Annotated in this window: 15 protein-coding genes; 10 read left to right on the forward strand and 5 right to left on the reverse strand. The window is 44.7% G+C overall.

Features of this window, described 5'->3' with window-relative positions; genetic code table 11:
* Window positions 1–14: 14 nt before the first annotated feature.
* The 5 genes from APB76_RS06400 (at window position 15) to APB76_RS06420 (ending at window position 5,055) form a co-directional block, all read left to right on the forward strand.
* Window positions 15–335, forward strand: coding sequence for a heavy metal-binding domain-containing protein (locus APB76_RS06400; protein WP_049844697.1), 321 nt, complete (start codon window positions 15–17; stop codon window positions 333–335).
* Between the two features lie 66 nt (window positions 336–401).
* Window positions 402–860, forward strand: coding sequence for a YaiI/YqxD family protein (locus APB76_RS06405; protein WP_049844698.1), 459 nt, complete (start codon window positions 402–404; stop codon window positions 858–860).
* Window positions 861–869: 9 nt separating this feature from the next.
* Window positions 870–1,829, forward strand: coding sequence for a LysR family transcriptional regulator (locus tag APB76_RS06410; protein WP_049844699.1), 960 nt, complete (start codon window positions 870–872; stop codon window positions 1,827–1,829).
* Window positions 1,830–1,993: 164 nt separating this feature from the next.
* Entirely contained in the window at window positions 1,994–2,233 is a 240-nt protein-coding gene (locus APB76_RS06415) for a YdcH family protein (protein WP_049844700.1), read from the forward strand.
* Window positions 2,234–2,595: 362 nt separating this feature from the next.
* On the forward strand, window positions 2,596–5,055 hold the full coding sequence (locus APB76_RS06420; RefSeq protein ID WP_054961068.1) for a collagenase: 2,460 nt from the start codon (window positions 2,596–2,598) through the stop codon (window positions 5,053–5,055).
* A gap of 120 nt (window positions 5,056–5,175) precedes the next feature.
* Here the strand turns inward: APB76_RS06420 and APB76_RS06425 are convergent, their stop codons facing one another.
* From APB76_RS06425 to APB76_RS06445, 5 genes are all read right to left on the reverse strand, one after another.
* The gene (locus APB76_RS06425) at window positions 5,176–6,192 is read right to left on the reverse strand and encodes a sugar phosphate isomerase/epimerase family protein (protein WP_054961067.1); all 1,017 of its coding nucleotides are present in this window, start codon (window positions 6,190–6,192) and stop codon (window positions 5,176–5,178) included.
* Between the two features lie 29 nt (window positions 6,193–6,221).
* Entirely contained in the window at window positions 6,222–7,139 is a 918-nt protein-coding gene (gene iolE / locus APB76_RS06430) for a myo-inosose-2 dehydratase (protein WP_054961066.1), read from the reverse strand.
* A gap of 61 nt (window positions 7,140–7,200) precedes the next feature.
* On the reverse strand, window positions 7,201–7,713 hold the full coding sequence (locus tag APB76_RS06435; protein WP_054961065.1) for a hypothetical protein: 513 nt from the start codon (window positions 7,711–7,713) through the stop codon (window positions 7,201–7,203).
* Entirely contained in the window at window positions 7,710–8,846 is a 1,137-nt protein-coding gene (locus tag APB76_RS06440) for a ferritin-like domain-containing protein (RefSeq protein WP_054961064.1), read from the reverse strand. The genes APB76_RS06435 and APB76_RS06440 overlap by 4 nt, the downstream gene beginning before the upstream one ends.
* Window positions 8,839–10,761, reverse strand: a complete 1,923-nt coding sequence (locus APB76_RS06445; RefSeq protein ID WP_054961063.1) for a GMC family oxidoreductase — start codon at window positions 10,759–10,761, stop codon at window positions 8,839–8,841. The genes APB76_RS06440 and APB76_RS06445 overlap by 8 nt, the downstream gene beginning before the upstream one ends.
* A gap of 343 nt (window positions 10,762–11,104) precedes the next feature.
* Here APB76_RS06445 and APB76_RS06450 point away from each other — a divergent pair, with 343 nt between their 5' ends.
* From APB76_RS06450 to APB76_RS06470, 5 genes are all read left to right on the forward strand, one after another.
* A complete protein-coding gene (locus APB76_RS06450; RefSeq protein ID WP_054961062.1) occupies window positions 11,105–12,535 on the forward strand; it encodes a glycoside hydrolase family 15 protein in 1,431 nt (476 codons plus the stop codon).
* A gap of 101 nt (window positions 12,536–12,636) precedes the next feature.
* A complete protein-coding gene (locus tag APB76_RS06455; protein WP_049844707.1) occupies window positions 12,637–13,470 on the forward strand; it encodes an MBL fold metallo-hydrolase in 834 nt (277 codons plus the stop codon).
* A gap of 43 nt (window positions 13,471–13,513) precedes the next feature.
* Entirely contained in the window at window positions 13,514–15,169 is a 1,656-nt protein-coding gene (locus tag APB76_RS06460; RefSeq protein ID WP_054961061.1) for an alpha-keto acid decarboxylase family protein, read from the forward strand.
* Window positions 15,170–15,455: 286 nt separating this feature from the next.
* The gene (locus APB76_RS06465; protein WP_054961060.1) at window positions 15,456–16,781 is read left to right on the forward strand and encodes a sphingomyelin phosphodiesterase; all 1,326 of its coding nucleotides are present in this window, start codon (window positions 15,456–15,458) and stop codon (window positions 16,779–16,781) included.
* Entirely contained in the window at window positions 16,781–17,749 is a 969-nt protein-coding gene (locus APB76_RS06470; protein WP_054961059.1) for a hypothetical protein, read from the forward strand. The genes APB76_RS06465 and APB76_RS06470 overlap by 1 nt, the downstream gene beginning before the upstream one ends.
* Window positions 17,750–17,823: the final 74 nt, after the last annotated feature.

The following is a 17,823-nucleotide window of genomic DNA, read 5'->3' on the forward strand; positions in this document are numbered from 1 at the left end:
ATAAGGAAAGAATGATGATCAAAACTACCACTTCAGTTGTTGAAGGTCGCCCGGTCCAAGACTATCTGGGTGTTGTTGTTGGCGAGGCAATATTAGGTGCCAACATCTTCAAAGATATGTTTGGTGCGATTCGCGATGTTGTTGGCGGTCGTTCCGGTGCCTACGAGCGAGAGATGGGGCGCGCGCGTGAAATCGCCTTCCAAGAGATGGAGTCCAGAGCTAGTGAGTTGGGTGCAGACGGTATTGTCGGTATTGATATCGACTACGAAGTGATAGGTAGCGGCGGTAGCATGATGATGGTGAGTGTTAGCGGAACGGCGGTTAAGTTTAAATAACGCTATTAAGTCCTTATTAATTACGGTCTAATAGCGTCAGTAGACCGTTTTTAGGAATTATGAATAATGAAAATTTGGGTAGATGCGGACGCTTGTCCTGTAGTTGTACGAGACATCTTGTTTCGCGCTTCTGAGCGAACTGGGGTCGAAGTGACCTTGGTGGCTAACCAGTTTATCCGCACTCCAGCCTCACCAAAGGTAACCATGCTGCAAGTTCAAGCCGGATTTGATGTGGCTGATAATGAGATAGTAAAACGTTGCCAAACGGGTGACTTGGTGATCACCAGTGATATTCCGCTTGCGGACGAAATCATCACCAAAGGCGGCCATGCACTGAGCTCGCGCGGTGAGCTGTTTACCAAAGAGAACATCAAATCACGTTTGAATATTCGTGACTTTATGGAGACCATGCGTAGCAGCGGTATCCAAACAGGAGGGCCTGCGCCATTAAGTCAGGCTGATCGCCAGCAGTTTGCCAACCATCTTGATAAGTGGCTGGTACAATGGCAGCGAGCTCAAAAGTAAGGTTGTAATATGGCGTTAGTGAATCAACTCTCTCTATTTATCGATGTCGTCCAGCAAGGCTCTTTTACTAAGGCAGCCGCTCTGCATGATATGGACAACTCCTCTCTCTCAAAACAGATAAAAAAACTAGAGTCTGATTTAGGCGTTCAGCTTCTTAACCGTTCGACGCGCTCATTCTCACTAACGCCTGCAGGAGAAGAAATTCTCGAACAAGCTCATAACCTTGTGGGGACTTTGACTCACGTTCAATCAATCGCTGACTCTTATCATGCTCAGCCTAAAGGGCGAATTAGAGTGACTGCTCCGTACCATGTGGGTCAAAACTATCTTCGCCCAGTGATCAGTCAGTTTATGCAGGCGTATCCAGATGTTGAGATTGAACTGCTACTGGATGATAAACGTTCAGATATAATTTCTGACCACTTTGACGTCGCTTTTCGTTTAGGGCGCTTAGATGATTCGAGCTTAATTGCGAAAAAGATTGCTGATATTAGGGCGGTGGTCCTTGCTTCACACAGTTTTATCGAAAAGTATGGAGAGCCGTTAACCCCTGAAGAGCTAGTGAAGCTTCCTTCTGTGGTGTACAGCAACCGCTCCTTGACTGTCGATACAATGAGACTTAGCGAGCAACCAAACTCCAGTAATATCATCAACTACAAGATGAGAGGCAAGCTCAAAGTGAATGATGTCCCGACATTGATTGCATCGGTACAAGACGGGCTGGGCTATGTAACACTCTCTTCTTCCAATCTAAATTGCTCTATCGAAGCGTTAGGGCTTAAGCCACTTCTTACTGATTACACCCTATGCAATCAAGGCTTAGCACTGTATGCACTCTACCCACATCGCAAACAGACTGCACTGGTAAGAGAGTTTATTGCTGCGGTACAACAACACATTGGTACCCCTCCCATTTGGGAGCAGCACGTACCGAATTTTGACAATCTCTATCGAGCTAAAAAACTCTAGATGCAACGAATGCTAACAGTGACAGGACGCTCATAACAGAGAAACAGATGAAGGATTAGGCAGGGACGTTTATTTTAAGTAAGTGCACAAGCGCACACTTCATTGAGTTATTCGTTGCTATGGTTAAAAAATGTACAGTTATTTTTTGCCATGGAGGACCACATATGCTCGGTGAAGACCACTCTCTAATTAAAGAATTTCCTCAATACAGAGATGCCATTCTCGCGCTTGTAGAAACCAATGATGACTTTGCTCGGATGATGAGAAACTACAACTCTTTGGATAAAGAAATTCGAACACTTGAATTACGCGACTCTCCAATTAGTGATGGGGAAATGCATCAAATGAAACATGACCGGGCAGAGATGAAAGATGCTTTACATAGCTGGGCTAAAGCATTTTAGTCAGCATACTTCGATTCACAATCGCATTTCATAAAAGCGTCACTCGGCGCTTTTTTCTTTATGTTCAATTAATTAGATGGAAATAAATCAATTTTTTGCATGGGCAATCCGTGTGATGCGCTCCAATTCGTGAGTTTTTCCTCTACGCTGTAAACCAGTACCTCCCCCTTTTCCGCTGAATAACGGGCAAGCTTATATTCTGAATCTGAGCGTCTTACAAAGTGAGACTCAAAAAATGATTGTTAATGATTTGTTTCAAAGTAAAAAGTTTCGGGTCTAGATTAGTGAGTGATTTCGCAACATGCGAGAGCCGATAACGGTGATGCCGTTTGTATAAAATATTCAAAGGTAGAAGGGCGAAGATGGAACTTAATAAACTAACAATTGCAGTGGCAGGTGTTTTATTTTCTGTGAATGTGTATGCGGTGAGTGAGCCGCTACCTCAATTTGTCGACCGAAGCACTCTTCACGACCATGAACATCATGGGGTTGAAGATCACGAACCAGACAACGCACCGAAAAAAACGCTAATTCAAAAAACAGAACCAACGTTGAAGATGTTTTCTGCTGCTAAAGATGAAGCAGCGGTAACATGTGATGTAGAGACATTTGCCACCTCAAATAGTACGGCACTTATTTCTGCGATTACAACGCAAGGAGCAAGTTGCGTAAACAAGCTTTTTTCAGCAGAAAGTCGTGTTCAAGAGACTGCGTTTGAGTCTAGAAACATGTTCAATGTCGCCAAACATACGGTGAATGCTGCAAAAGCGTATCAGGGTGGTGGGAGTGATGAGTTAGAGGCGTTATTTCTCTTCCTGCGCGCAGGTTACTACGCTGAATTTTATAACGACAAGGTCAGCTTCCTACCTTCAGTCACACCAGCAGTGAAAGATGCGGTTGATGCCTTTGTAAACAATGCAAACTTCTATGAAAGTAGTGATGCTCACGGCAGAGTATTACGTGAAGTGATTACTACGATGGACAGCGCAAGTCTTGAGCATGCCTATCTTGACGTGGTCACTCAATGGTTGAACCGCTGGAATGCAGACTATGCACAGCATTGGTATATGCGTGATGCAGTCAATGGCGTTTTCTCAGTTCTTTTCGGTGGCCAATGGAATGACCAATATGTTCAAGCGATTGGATCGCAGACCGCTTTGGTCGATGCACTGGCGAAAATGGCACTGAATCGAGACTCCATTGCACGAGCCGATGAGTTTATGACCGCTAATGCGGGACGTGAGATGGCAAGGTTGCTTAAGTACAGTGGTACGGCGATTGAAGCTAAGGTGAAAGCTAAGGTCACTGAAGTTTTCAGTCAATACGAGATGTATGGCTATGGAGATACAGTTTGGTTAGCAACGGCTGATACGGCCTCTTATCATTCTGATTGTTCACAATTTGGTATCTGTAATTTTGAGCAGCAACTGAAATCACAAGTCTTGGCGCAAAACTACACTTGTAGTCCAACCGTTCGTATTCTCTCGCAAAATATGACTCAGGCTCAACACCAAGCTGCTTGTGACAAAATGGGTTTTGAAGAAGGCTATTTCCATACGCGTTTAGAAACAGGCAACCAACCCGTCGCTGACGACCACAATACCCAATTGCAAGTGAACATTTTTGATAGCAGCGATGACTATGGAAAATATGCTGGTCCAATCTTTGATATTAATACCGATAATGGTGGCATGTATCTAGAAGGTGACCCGTCTAAGCCGGGAAATATTCCCAATTTCATTGCCTATGAAGCATCTTATGCCAACCCAGATCATTTCGTTTGGAATCTTGAGCACGAATATGTCCATTATTTAGATGGCCGATTCGATATGTATGGCGATTTTAGTCATCCAACTGAAAAGGTTGTGTGGTGGAGTGAAGGTGTTGCCGAGTATGTTGCTAATGAAGACAACAACCCTAAAGCAATAGAGACAATTAAAGATGGTTCTACGTACACCCTTAGTGAAATCTTCGAAACCACTTACGATGGCTTTGACGTAGATCGAATTTATCGTTGGGGGTATCTAGCAGTGCGATTTATGTTTGAGCGTCATATGGATGAAGTTAATCGTATGTTGGTCGAAACGCGCAGCGGAAACTGGTCGCAATATAAAGTGATCATCAGTCAGTGGGCAACTCAGTATCAGCCTGAGTTCGAACAATGGCAACAACAATTGGTCAGTGGTGGTACAGAATCACCGACCGCTGTAATCAACGTAAGTAGCGAGGGTAAAGTTGGTGAATCCATATCATTCAGTAGTGCAGGTAGCTCAGACGAAGACGGTCAAATCACAAAATACCTCTGGGACTTCGGTGATGGCTCGACAAGTTCAGAGGCCAATCCGTCGCACCAGTTCAGTAGCGAGGGTAGTTTTACGGTCCGCTTAACGGTGACCGACAACGATGGCAATACAGGGACGACGTCCACTTCGATTGCTATATCACAACAAGGAGGCAACCCGTCTCTACCCACTGATTGTGAAGTCCAAAACAAAGTGTCTGGTGGACGTTTAGTCGCTGGTGAGCCTGTATGTCTCGCTAATCAGTCAGTGATTTGGTTGAGTATCGAGGGGGTCAACCAGCATCAGTCTATGGCAATCACTTCAGGTAATGGTACAGGTGATCTCAAGCTGGAATACAGTAACTTTGGCTGGCCGAATGATGAAGGGTCTAACCTGCATGGCTGGTCAGACAATGAAGGCAATGGTGAATGTATTACTATCGCGGGCCAAGCTAACTATTGGGGCTATTTGAAAGTCTCGGGCACTTTTGAAAACGCGGCAATAGTGGTCGATTTCGACACTTCGAAATGCCGTCAGTAGTTCTCTCAGACAAAAAAGCTCAGCATCCGCTGAGCTTTTTTAGTTTTACATATTCAGTATTTAAGCAACGTAACTTAGTTTAAGACCACACCGCCATTTTCAAACGTTATCGTCACTTAGTTATGATTTTTGCTTAATTCGATCTAGATTGAATTCAGTTACTTCGTATGCTTTTTGTGCCACACAGTAAGCATCTGGGTAGGCGTTGGGCTCATCGACTTCTGGTATCCAGAACTTACGCCGAGTAAGGCGTAAACCTTGGTCAAATGCACCTACAGCATTAAAAATCTCGACAGCAACGGGGCCCTGATAGTGTTCCAAAATCGGGGTAAACATAGCGTCCCAAGGAAGCCAGCAGTGCTGAAGGTCACCTCTGTCGGGTGGTGAGGCTTGTGCGTAGTGCAGCCTGTGCTGATTAGCTAAATACTGCACTTGCTGTTTAAATACTTCTGGCCCATCACCATCGAGGACTTCTTGAGCGCTATCGATAACGACACCAACGGTGGGGTCAGCTATACCGTCTAAGAACTTGATCAACTGAGTTAGTTTATTTGGTCCGGGTGTTTCCCAATGGCTAATGGGTTCAATGGCAAGTTTTACTCCTCTTTCTTTTGCGTACTGGCCAAGTTGATGAAAGCTTTGTTGGGCAGTTAAGTAGCGCTGGTCGAGTGTATTTTGCAGGTCATCACTCCACACTGGCTCACCATTAGGCGCATTGTACACGAAGCCACCATAAGGGATTACCATCGGGCCCATCATGATCTCTCCCCCCATCGCTGCAGTAATATCGATTCTAGATTTGAGATATTCGATACCAGCCTGACGAATGTTTGGGTCTGACGAGCTAGGATCGCAATCAGTGGTGGCGCCCACATTGGTGGCGAACTTGATATGACCGAGCCCCTCATCATCTAAGCGCTGCTTAAAACGGGTGTAAGCTGCCAGTTCTTTGGTATAGGTTGGAAAAGCATAAACGGTAGCGTCTTCTCGACCTGGATGAATTTCAAATCCGGTATAGCCCATATTGGCTAGGTGGCGAATATGAATCATCGCTTGGTCTAGGAAGGTCTCATCTTCGATTGGAAAATTGGAATCGAACATGAAAAAGCTAAAGTACAACTCTGTCTGCTGTGACATAGTTTTCACTCCATAATATCGAGGTCAGATTACTGTCCGGTAATCTCTTTCAGGTACTTACGAGCCATTTGTGCATACAAAAGCGGTGTTGCTTTGGCGGGGTCTTGTTCGGCTTCTACTATTAGCCAGCCAGCGTAGTTCTTGTCTGCAAGCGCTTGGAAAATCGCTTCAAAATCTATGCAGCCCGCAGGATCGCCTGGCACAGTGAATACGCCTTGAAGTATCGACTCTTTGAACGACAACTTGTTGGCTAAGCAGTATTCCATCACGTCTTGGCGGATATTTTTCAAATGTATATGGCGAATTCGGTCACCATAAAGCTTGATGAATTCAAGGTTGTCTCCACCCGCGAAATGCAAATGGCCGGTATCTAAGCACAGATTCACTAGGTTTGGGTCGGTCATCTCCGCCAAGCGCGCAATCTGTGGCATAGTCATCACACCTGTGCCCATATGGTGGTGATAACACATGGTGATACCTTGTTTATTGGCCTTGTGTCCGAGTTCGTTCAATCCGTCTGCGAGTTGCTTCCACTGATCTTCGTTGAAGTCTGGTGCGTTAGGCACCAGTGCAATAGGCTGCTGGTGTGATGAGTGCCCAAGCTCCGCCAACACCATATCGCCGCTCTTCATCGCTTGGATGAATTTGATTTCATCTTCAAAGTTGCTGACCGTTTTTTGGTGCATGTCTTTGATGGTGAAATAGGTGCTGACCCAAGGCTCGGACATTTGAAGGCCGCGCATGTCTAGCTCATGTTTCAACACCGTAGGATCGGAAGGGTATTTGTGTCCGCGACTGCAGCCACAGAATCCAGCAAGTGCCATTTCACTAACGATCTGCCCAAAGGGAATACCGATATCAATATCAGGGAAGTCGTCGTTAACCCACCCAGTTGGAGTGATACCGAATTTGATACTTCCTTCTGGAAACATTGTTTGTCTACTCATTTTATTTTTCCTCTAGCCAATTGAGATCGTGGTTACCAAGCAATACTTCTTCGATTATGCGTTACTCGAAGTTAAAGCTTGGCTTGTAAGCCCATCTGTTATCGAAATTAATATTGGGTGGACTTTGCCAAGAGCCATATCCCGGCCCTTTGGCTCCGGATGGATTGGCACCTATGGCGAGCCATAGTAAACCTTCCATGTATGAAGAGGGGCTGACAAAAAAAGTCCGGTCTTGCTCGCTTTTTCCATAAGCTTCTCGCCATGTATTCGGCAACTGATACCAAGTACCTGTATACCAAAGTTTGATAATGTTACGCGCGACGGGACCAAGCTTAGGATCACCAAGGATGTTTTTTCTTACCGCGTCGTTGAAGTCGGCTTCTGTATTGGTTGATTGGTGTATTTTTTCAAACGTCTCTAGCAGGTGTTTAGTGATGTCAGAGCCAGCAATAGTTTGCAAAGTGTGAAGATAATCTTCTACCTGCCCAGTGCCATTGAGTGTAAAGGCATTAAAATCAGTTAACGCCCCTGATAACTCAGTAAACAGAATAATTTGCTTGGTAGTTAAGCTCATGAGACGGCCTCTTTAACATTGGTTTTCATACTGATGTTTTCCGCAGGAGTAAGGCTCATTTCAAACGTTGGTGCGCCGTTAAAGTGCGTGTGTCCTGGGATTGGGTTTCGAATCAATTGGGTGGCGTGTTCTTTGAGCCTGAACATGTCGCAAACCGCGCCTAGTAGAAGTGATTGTTCAGAGTTGAACGCTCTGGTTACTAAGACTAAAAACTCTTGGTAGTTTTGGTTAAATTGTTGAGCGGCCTGATGAAGTTCAGATGTTTGAGGGAAATCGGTCATTTTGGGGTTGCTTTTAACCGGGTATACCTTGTCATAGTCGACGTTAAATGCCTCTCCCGTTGGTTTTCCAGGTTGGTCTCCGGGTTGATAATACTGCCCTAGCTTTAGCTGCTCAAAGCGGTAGTAGTGGGAGATTTCCCCCTCTGAGTCAAAAATAGATCCGCCGTGACCTTCTCCCTGCTCTTTTATCAATTCGAGAGCTTGATGCGCAGATGCCAGGTCAACGACTTCTATGACTTCACCGCCACCAGAGTAGTAATACTGATTGGAAACTTGCACAACTGGGTCACCAGTAAATATGGTGCTGTTTGTTTGCTGGGCTTGGGCTTCAAGGAAGTCGATGCCTTCCAAAATAGCATCGTAGAAATCGCCAATACTGTAGAAGCGATAGCTAGGTACTTCGGGGGGAGTAATCGCTTTCAAATTGAACTTACTGATGTTCTCGCATTGGCAGCAACCCTTGAGATGGGAAGTGTCGGCTATATCAGCCGGGCGTTTTGAAGGGCGCTCTATATTAAGAAATGTTTCTAGCGTTTCAGGTGAGAACTTAGCAATAGACACTTGAAAGTCATCTTCTCCATCTGGCAGATAAGTGGGAAAGTCAGGTACAAAGCCTTGTTCGGTTAAATTGGGTCTTTTCCCAACCGCATTGAGCACATTCGCAGCCAGAGTCATATGCAGCATCTCTTCAACCAGTACAGCGCGAATTGTCGCAGTTGCTTCGATGTTCGTATTTGGATAAATGCTATACAAAGCGGTTAAATACGGCGGTATGGTTGCGTGTTCAAGTTGAATGGCAGCTTCTAGCATCGCGTGAAGATCGTCTATGGTATTGATAATGCGCTTATTCATAACAACCATCCTTAGTCAGTTGGAATTCTGAATCTGAGACAATGTCAATGTTGTATTGGCTTAGTTGGCCGATGATATGCTCGGTGGTTTTGTAGCAGAGGGCGGCGAGTGTTAGCGTAGTATTGGAGGTGCCAATACTAGGCATACTGCCTGAGCCTATAAGATAGAGGTTGTTGTGATCCCATGACTTTTGGTTTGCATCAACGACAGAATTTGTCGAATCTGTGCCCATTATATGTGTGCCAGAGAAATGGTTGCCTCCTCTGAAGTAGTAATCTTCACCTTGATAGTTGAAGTAGCCGTAGTCCAATGGAGAGTAGCTAGAGTAGTCTTCGGCTCCCAAACGTTGAAAGAATACCTTTGAGGTCTGCCTAGCGTAAGCAATGCCAGCTTTGGAGTAATCAGACAAGTTGTAGTTAACGATAGGTCTCATGTTGCCTATTGCATCTTTATAAGCAGGATCAACGGTTACACGGTTACTCTCATCGGCAACTTGCTCAACCATATAGGCAAACAGGAGCTGGTTAGAAATACGTTTTACAACACTTTCGCGTAGGTCATGGCCAAACTTGTTTTGGTCGTCAACCAATTGTTCGATATCAGTGAATGGAGCGCCAGTTGCCCAACCCCAGCCATCGTTGTGAATATCAATGCCAAATGGCGCTTGTTTGTGGCGAGCGTTACCGTGACGAAAATCAGCGACTCCAGACGTACATTTGGTACCGCGCATTGTGCCGGCTGCTTCCGGTAACAAACCCCATGTCAGCAAGTAAGTATGATCCATCAGGTTTTTTCCGATCAAGTTACTGGAACTTGGCAAACCAGAAGCGAGCATTAAACGCGCATTTTCGATCGCATTAGTTGCTAGAATAAAGAGTTTGCCGCTAACTCTCGCTACCGTATGTTCTGGACTTTTTGTTGATAGATAATGCTTGAATTCGATGTGACTGATTGCGTCGTTGTTGCCGGCCACTACTTTACTTGCGACCGCTTGAGGTAAGAAGTCTAGTCGACCTGTTTGGGCTGCGTCGAGCAGTGTTTTACGCGCATCATACTTAGCTTGCACCGGACAAATCGGCACACAGTTATTATTGCCCTGGCAACGTCCTCCTTGCTCAACTTGATAACCACTGACTGAGCCTTTGGGTTTGAAGCCAGCGTCATTGTTGTAGTTTTTGTTAGGTATCCCATTACGCCCCTGTGGAAAAGGTCTAACTTGGACGCGATGGGTCTCACCATACAGATCAAATTCGCTACCATCGATCCCTTTCGCGACGACCTGATCGAGGTAAGATGGAGGTAATCCATGCATCGGATAGACATAGCCTGGCTCATACTTAATACCATAGAAGCCTTGTTCTTCAACATTCGCCGATACCCCGATTTCTCGCTCGGCGATACGGTAATAAGGCATCAGGTCGTCATAACTGATGGGCCAGTCTAAGCCGACACCATAGGTACTTTTGAGCGAGAAATCTTCCGGTAACATGCGCAAAATTTTGGCTTCCCAATGCATTGTTGTGCCACCGGCAACGCGCGTATAAGTGCTATCGAGTGCCAACGGTCCGTTTTGAACCATATAGCCTTTTTCATCGGGTACGCCGGGCTTGAGTTTACTGACGTCTGTCGAGCGAGGCATACGGGCATTCGGATTGTCTGGATAAGGGGCGTTGTTGTCTTTGGAAGCGTTAGAGTAGTAGTTGCTTAAGTACTGTTGGAAGCCATGATAGGTGAAATCCTTAGCGGGTCCCGCTTCGAGCATCAGTACCGATAAGCCTTTTTTAGTGAGTTCTTTTGCCGCAATGGCACCGCTGATACCTGATCCGACTATCACCGCATCATAACGTCCTTCTGTGGACTTTATTACGGCTTGCTCTGCTGTTATTGCTTGGACTTTCGTTGTTGGGTCATGCATACAAAACCTCGAATTTTATTTAGCCAACTTGCCATCAGTGTGTGTGGCAAAAATCAGTGTAGCAGCTAAATCATTGGGTCAAGGTTAAAATAAGCAACTATATGCATAATTTGTTCTGGCGCAATAACATGAAAAAAAATATCCCAATAAAATCATGCTGATAAAAAATAGTTATTTTTTGAATGAGCAGAAAAATAATTTGCGCATATACTTCGGTATGCATCTAGGTGCTTAATTGAGGGTTTGCTAGTGTGGGCTTAACTTTCGCTAATATCGTAAGTTTTAGTAGTCCAAATATAGGCATATCCAAACAACTAATCTAAACATTATTCGTGGAATTTTTATGTCAGTTTACAGCAACAACTTAGCTAAGTTAGATAGCGGCTTAACGGCTCCAGAGCCAGTCAAACCTTTGGAAGAATGGATTGTGACGGCTAGGTCGAACATTCTGAAAAACATGATGGCTAATATCTCTCCAGAAGACGGAGAGCGTGGCTCGGTATTAGCGTCTCCTTCGCGCACTAACCCTGATTATTACTACCACTGGATTCGAGATTCGGCGCGAACCATGGCTGAAATAGTCAAACTCAATGGGAGTGATAAAAACCAGTTAAAAGATCGTTACTATCAAATGATGGTTGATTATGTCGAGTTTTCTAAGATCAACCAAACGACCCCAACACCGAGCAATAGTCCAGGAGAGCCTAAGTTTTATGTCACTGGGCAAGCATTCACTGGTCCATGGGGCCGACCGCAAAATGATGGGCCTGCACAACGCGCTTTAACCTTGACCCGTTGGGCAAGCATACTCTTAGAAAACAACGAGAAGGGTTACGTATCAAATGTGCTATATGATGGCCAAGAGCCATCATTTAGTCTCATCAAGTGCGATCTCGACTTTGTCGCTAACCATTGGCGAGACGCTTGTTTTGACTTATGGGAAGAGGTGGAAGGAAGCCATTTTTATACACGAATGTTGCAGCGTACTGCTTTAAGAGAAGGAGCGGATCTCGCCAATCTATTAAGTGATCCTGGTGCGGCTGACTTCTACAACCAGCAAGCCGAGCTTATTGAGCAAGCAATGGAGGAGTTCTGGAGTGAAGAAAAGGGTTATTACCAAGCTACGCTCAATCGAGTCGGCGGATTAGATGGCAAAGTATCTAACCTTGATGTGGCAGTCATCCTCGGCTCTTTCCAGTCTCAATCAGCCAGCCATCCATTTTTAGATCCTGACAATGATAAAGTTCTGGCAACTGCCTTCGCGCTGCATCAAGCGTTTGAACCTCTTTATCCGATTAATGCGATTGGAAAAACCGCCAATGGTGACCCTGTCGCACCTGGAATAGGTCGCTACCCTGAAGATAAATATACAGGTAGTGGTCCTTTGGGAGAAGCAAACCCTTGGTTCCTGTGTACCGCCGCTCTTGCAGGTACCAGTTATAAAGCTGCTGCACTATTTTCAAAACAAAAGTGCATTTCGATATCTCAATACAACCTTGAGCAACTGCAACTGGCGGTATCGTATGTTGACCCTAACTTGATCCTAAAAACAGGTGATGAATATGGAGCCAAAACTAAAGCGTTTAAGACCATTGTCAGTGGCCTTAAAGCATTGGGTGACGCCTATCTAAGACGAGTTCAAATTCATGCAGGTGAGAACGACTCGCTTTCAGAGCAGTTCAGTCGTTATGACGGCTACATGACTAGTGCTTGTGACTTAACTTGGAGTTATGTGTCCGTTGCTATCACTCTGGACATACGCGACGAGCTTTAATCTGGCCTAGATTCATTTACCCACCTTGTAAATTGGGTGGGTATATGATCGATAGATGAATTCAGAACTTTTCCTTAAGCGAATTAATGTGAGTCAATATTATGAGTACCCCGATTACCAGTCCGATAAAAATAATGGTGAAAAATACGGGAGAGGTAAAAGTGCATACTTTTATCTCTTCTTACGAAGGCAACAATATTGCTAATGCTACCCACATCATTGAAAGCACCAATATGCTGGTGGTGATTGACGGACAATTTCTGCGACCTTATGCAAAAATGTTCCGTGAATATGCCGATAGTCTAGGTAAGCCTATCGGGCGTGTTTATTTGTCGCACCGCCATCCAGACCATTGGTTTGGGCTAGGGGATGCATTTGATGATGTTGAAATATATGCTCTTCCCGAAACTATCGAGTTCTTAAAAGAACATGGTGAAGCCTCGCGCGAAGACCATATCTCTAAGTTAGGTGCAGATTTAGCACCAGAAAAAGTGGTGATACCCCAAAATGCTGTCTATCCAGGTTTGCAGGTCGTCGATGGTGTTGAATACGTCATTGAACGTGTGGTTGACACAGAAATCGATTATGCACTGACGATTAAATTACCACAGTATGGTGTCTATATTGTTCAAGATTTGTTGTACAGCGGTACGCATCTATATCTCACTCAATACATAGATCATTGGTTAGAGATTTTGCAGCAAATGTTGATATCGGATTACGAAGTATTTCTCCCTGGGCACGGATTTCCAGCGGATAAGAAAGAAGTGACAGAGAATGCTAAGTACTTGCTTGCTGCCAAACAGGCCATTGATAACGGCCTGAAAGATGAAGCATTCAAAACCTTTATGCTTTCAAGATTCCCCGAACGAGAGTGCCCTGCCATCTTTGATATCTATATTCCGAGATTATTCGATGGTGCGCGTGAGTATTAAAAGTAAAAGCGAAGCAACAGACGTCAGCAATAGGTGAAATAGTATGGAAACGAATTATACCGTCGGTCAGTATTTGGCAGACAGACTAGAAGAACTGGGTTTGGGGCATTTGTTCTCCATCGCCGGTGATTATACGATCGAGTGGATCAATAATTATATTGAACCAGGTAACATTGAGTTGATAGAAGAGGTTAATGAACTCAATGCAGGATACGCAGCAGATGGCTACGCGCGTCTCAAAGGAATAGGAGCCATGTGCTTTACCTATTCGGCGGGAACATTAAGCGCGGTGAATGCGGTTGCGGCTTCCTATGCTGAACGGGTACCTGTTGTGGTGATTAACGGCTCACCAAGTATTGAAAAACGACTTACTGCGCAGCAAACAGGATTTGTATTTCACCATATGATTAATGGTGAAACGGATTTAAATATTTATCAAAACATAACTGCTGCAGCGGTTAAGATTGATAATCCTAGTTCAGCGCCAGGGCTGATTGATTACGCGCTCACACAATGTATTTCTGAGAAACGCCCCGCTTATATTGAACTGCTAGAAGACATGGTTCAGTTGCCGTGTACTCCACCCGTTGGCAAGCTAACACCAAATAAACCTGTCGCATTGCAAGCGAATGTAGACAGTTCGGTTGCTAAAATTCAGCAGCAGTTAGTAAGCGCCGCCAAGCCAATTGTCTGGTTAGGAGCCGAAATTGATCGCATGGGGCTCCATCAGCAGGCTAGTCAGTTGATTAAGCAACTTAATCTCCCGTATGTGACAGAGCTGGTGAGCAAAGCGGTCGTTTCTGAAGAAGACCCATTATTTGTTGGTGTATTTGATGGCAAAGCGTCATCACAAGTTACGCAAGATCTGGTCGAGCAATCGGACTTTGTTTTAGCACTTGGGGTATGGCTGTCAGATATCAACTCGCTAGGTGAAAGCGTTGATTACAAAAAAATTGCGTTGATCTCCTATGATACGGTTAAGTATGCGACTTACTTTATGCCACAAGTCCCGTTGGGCTTCTTTATTGATGGTTTACTTGAGAAAAAAACTAGTTGCTCATTTACCGGCGGCATTCCGAAACCTGCTATTGTTGAGGAAAATCAGTTTGTAGGCGCCATTTCTTACCAAGGCTTCTATGAGTTCATTAAAGCCAAACAGTACATCAATAACAATACCATTGTCGGCAGCGATGCCAGTCTCAACTTTTTCGGTAGCATGCTACTTGAAGTGGGCGCACCACGAGGTTTCATTGCGCAACCGACGTATTCATCAATTGGCTATATAGGACCAGCCGCGACGGGGTTGAGCTTGGCAAAAGAAGACCAGCAAAGAGTCATTGTCTTTACTGGAGATGGTGGTTTTCAAATGACGCCGCAGTGCCTTTCAACTCAAAGCCGATTTAGTCTTAATCCGATCATCTTTGTCATGGATAATGGCGTGTATGGCGTAGAACAGTGGCTGTACGATGCTGAGGTCTTCTCGGGAGATAGAGACTTCTACGATTCATGTATATTGCATCGGTGGGATTACAGCAAGCTAGCGGAGGTGTTCGGGTGTAGGGGTTGGCAAGTTGAAACATACGCGGAGCTTGAGTCTGCTATTCTAGGAGCGTTGGAAAATTCAAACGGCCCATCATTGATACAAGTGAAAGTTCCTGCCAAATCTATTCCTGACAATGCTAAGTGGAAACAAAAATAGCGCTACTCCAAACAGCAAAATCAATAGAATGAATTAATAGCTTTCTCAAATGAGGAGGCTATTTTTCATCAGTAACTTTGTTGTCCAAAGACTTACAATTGATTATTAAACTTTGATCTGTTGTCAGGTTTGTAGTTATGAAATTTCCACTTGTTACACGGAAATGGCGTGTAATTCACGATTTTGTATCGACAACCCCTACTATTTTTAATGTCACATATTCATAACATTTATGTAAAGCATATGCTCTAGATTCAAGCCTTCAAAACAAAACAAGGATAACGTAATGAATTTAAAGCAGTGTTCCGTCGCCTTAGTCGCAATGATGGCAAGCTCGGCTTTCGCTGACACAGATGTTTACCTAACCAACAATTCTCCTCAATCTTTGACTATTCAGGTTAGCCATGATGGAACTGACCAACTCAAATATGGTGAAGAGTGGCAACAGCATGTTGAGACTTTAGGCCCTTGGGAGACCAAGCAGGTGATGAGCTTTAACCGTTGGGAAGGCGTCAAATCAGGTAAAACCTACCGATTTAATACGGTCGTTTCTAACCCAGTGGGTGAAAGCGTGACGCTAAACCAAGTGATGAAAGGGCATTGGTACAACTCAACGATTGAGTATGGTGTCTCTGCGTCTGACGTTGCACTGAGCTTGAAAGATGATCGCAATATTCACCGCTACAATAGTCTGTCATTTGGTCAGCGAAGCGCAGAGCTTGCTTTTAAATCAGCCAAAACAGCTCGTTATGATGATCTTTACTACACCATCACCCCGCAAAAGGTGGAAGAGCAAGTAGAGAACGATGAAAACACGCTTAAAATAATGACCTACAACATCTGGGCCCTGCCAGTTATCGCCTCTCACATCAGTGATCGCTATGACCTTATTCCTGACCATGTGAAAGGATATGACGTGTTGGCTTTACAAGAAGTGTTTGCCAGTGGGCGCGAAGCTTTTTTAAGAGAGCTTGCTAAAGAATACCCGTACCAGACCAAGATGCTCGACAAAGAAGGTGTCAATATTTACGATGGTGGCGTGATGATTGTGAGTCGCTATCCTATTGTTAATCAGGCGCAATATGTTTTCCCTGATTGTACCGGTACGGATTGCTTTGCGGATAAAGGCGTAAACTACGCAGAAGTGATCAAAGGTGGTAAGGCTTACCATGTGTTTGCCACGCATACCGCTTCCTTTGATACCGATACTGCTAGGGACTACCGTCAGCGTCAGTTTAAGCAGATTCGCCAGCTAGCGACTTCACTTAACATCCCAAACACAGAGACTGTCGTGTATAGCGGTGACTTCAACGTAAACAAGCTGAAGTTCCCGGGTGATTACCAACAGATGATTGCAAACTTGAGCGCTATTGAGCCAACTTACTCAGGTTACACGGCATCAACTTTTGATCCTCGTATCAACGATTTTGCTGGAGAAGCCATGTCAGGTGGAGAAAATGTTGAGTATCTAGATTACGTTATGGTGAGTAACGAGTATCAGGTGAAATCACATAACGATAACCGTGTGGATGTTCCTCGCTCCACTGGCGAGCGATTATGGAAACACTATAATCTGTCGGATCACTTCCCTGTTACTGCGGTCGTTAAATAATGCTGCGTTTGTTGTCACTTATAATGCTCGTCGCTTCGGCGAGCATTATTGGTTGGTTCGTCATTGAGGACCAGTCGCCGATATTGATGAGCCATAGTGGTAACCCCATTAATTCAGCAGTTGAGGCGACCGTAACGTCTATTGACGGTGATTATCAGGCTCCTGCAGACACAGCAGAAGCTGAGGCGTCACCGATTCAACCAAGTAAGCCCAATGCTAATGAGTGGCTAGAACGTTTTTCTACTCTTGAAGGAATGGCGCTAAACCAAGAACTCGAAGCATTCTGGCTCAATTGCCAATTGGTAAGAAATTGTGAAGAACAGTTGGCAGAGCTGAAGCCGTTGATGGCAGACTCTGGCTATTTCTTATTGGCAAACTACCTACAATTAAAGCAGCAGTGGCAGGATAACTTGGGTTCTCTGGAGTTAAACCAATTGGCTACATTGGCAGAAAAGGTGGCTGAGTTTCAACGTCAAGCTAAAGCTGTCTGGGGTCAGAAAGCTGAAACGCTACTCGCTGACCAATTTGCTGCTTATGATTTTGTTCTAGAGTCCCAATCACTCGCTGATAGCTCACCAAATGATTACCTAGCTGAGTTTCAATCGCTAGCGCAGCGTTGGCAAAAAGATGCTTCTTCGGTGGGGTTAGACGGTGGTGTTGAAACATTTGAAACGGCGGTATCTCTAATTCCGGCTAGCTACAGCCAGCAGCAAAGAGAGTTGGTCATTAGTCAGCTTTCTGTCACTTATCTTACTCAGGAGCAGGCCAGAGATATCTTGGCTCGCCAGCAGCAGGTGCGGGTTCAACTGCAAGAAGTGCAAGACTACCAAAGCCAGTTATCTGCGCTGGAAACTTCCCTCAGCCAATTGCGAGCATCTACTTATGCGGCTTTGAGTGACTCAGAATGGCTCAGTTATTATGATGAGCAAATACGTCAGTTTCGTATTGAGTTTTTTAAGTCTAAATGATTGTTAAATAAGTGTTTAATAAAAACGTTTGCTATTTGTCTGGAGAGTGAAATTTTTGAATGGGAGTCTAAAAG

Source organism: Vibrio bivalvicida (genome assembly GCF_001399455.2).
Taxonomy (GTDB): Bacteria; Pseudomonadota; Gammaproteobacteria; order Enterobacterales; family Vibrionaceae; genus Vibrio; species Vibrio bivalvicida.